Origin of the sequence: Chitinivorax sp. B (assembly GCF_005503445.1) — a bacterium.
Lineage (GTDB): Bacteria > Pseudomonadota > Gammaproteobacteria > Burkholderiales > SCOH01 > Chitinivorax.
The window spans coordinates 1-1,734 of the sequence record NZ_SCOH01000137.1; the positions used below are offsets into that span (position 1 = coordinate 1).

At 47.7% G+C, this 1,734-nt stretch carries 2 protein-coding genes; both read left to right on the plus strand.

Annotation, left to right across the window (positions count from 1 at the left end):
* On the plus strand, nucleotides 1–386 hold a 386-nt coding region (locus FFS57_RS24805), incomplete at its 5' end, for a PPC domain-containing protein (RefSeq protein WP_212749182.1).
* 97 nt (nucleotides 387–483) lie between these two features.
* A partial coding sequence (locus FFS57_RS24810; RefSeq protein ID WP_137940493.1) for a M12 family metallopeptidase occupies nucleotides 484–1,734 on the plus strand: 1,251 nt, incomplete at its 3' end.

Here is a 1,734-nt window from a genome sequence, read left to right on the forward strand (position 1 = left end):
CGCCAACGCCAACGCCAACGCCAACGCCAACGCCAACGCCAACGCCAACGCCAACGCCAACGCCAAATGATGTGTTGACAAATGGGGTGGCAGTATTGGGTCTGAGTGCGCCAAGTAATGTAGAAAAGCGTTACACCATTGATGTACCTACAGGTGCGCGTTTCCTTGCAATCCGTACGGGAAGTGGAACGGGAGATATGGATCTGTATGTCAAGGCTGCGAGTGCGCCAACTAAAGGACGAAATGGTACAAGTGATGCCAAGTCAACCGGTGAAACGAATTCGGAGTATGTTTTGATCAACAGCCCTAAACCCGGTAAATATCATGTATTGCTGCATGCATATGATCAAGCAGATGGTGTATCGGCTATTGCGGTCGTACGTTAAACCTTTGCTGACGTTGATGGCAGCGCAATTGCCAAGTTGATCATGTTGAGGCGACTCCATGGTTACTGGATGCAACAGATTGTGAAAGATTAAATACATGAATTTTAAGTACACTTATTTGGCATGCATGGTGACATTGGCATTGGCCGGTCTTGCACGTGCAGCGGACGAAGCGGATATCAACAGTGGTCGTAGTACCAATGTCGAAACTGCAACGATTGAACTACATACTGGAGAAAAAGTCAGCTATCAGATTATCGATGGAAATGCCATGATCGGCGATATGGTCATCGGTAAGCATCTAGAGATTCAGCGTACACGTATGATTCGAGATCTGTCGGTACATAACTGGCAGCGAGATTTCATTGTGAAACCACAGGCTCGTAAGACTGTGCAAGGGTTGGTTATGACGGATGCTGAAGATAATCCTTCGTCCAATTCGACCCGGTGGCCAAACAATACTGTTTACTATACGTTTTCACCCGGCTTTTCCCCGCGTGGTCGAGATGCTGCTTTGGCAGGTATGAAGCTGATTACCACCAAGACGGCTATCCAGTTCAAGGAACGTACTAACGAAGCCAATTATGTAGAGTTCTTTGCTGGTGGGGGATGTTACTCATCAGTTGGGATGGTTGGTGGTAAGCAGCAGATTTCGTTGGGCTCCGGTTGTGAATATGCAGGTATTGCGGCTCACGAAATGCTTCATGCACTCGGGTGGCACCATGAGCAAATGCGCCCAGATCGTGACACTTATGTGATGATTCACACTGCCAATATCACTGCTGGTAAAGAAGGTAACTTCACCAAATTACGCCCTGGCCAAGCAGACCCAGTAGGTGCATATGATTTTGGTTCCATCATGCATTATGGTGCTTATTCGTTTAGTAACAACGGCCAGCCTACCATTACACCCAAAGATAACGGTATTCCACTATCGAATCTTGGTCAACGTCGTGAGCTGAGTGTTGGTGATGCTGCGTCGGTCAACAAGTACTATCCTGGCACGACAGCACCTACTGATATCAAAATGACTATCAGTGCCAAAGAGCTGCGGTTGGATGAAAACACGAAAGGTGATTTGGTTCTAGATATTGCCGCTTCTCAGTCAGACATGAAGTCTTTGTCATTCCAGGTTAAGACTGACAATCCTGGTTTAGTGGCAGTGAGCGGCGTTCAAGTTGGCAATGGCTCGTTTGGCAACCAACGCATTGTAACAATTGTGCCGCAGCGTAACATGTCAGGTATTGCTAATGTTTCCATTATGGCGACTGTCCGTAGTGGTAAGCAGGCAACTGTTGCTTTCAAGGTTCTTGTTAAGGATGACCCGGCCACACCCACACCCACACCC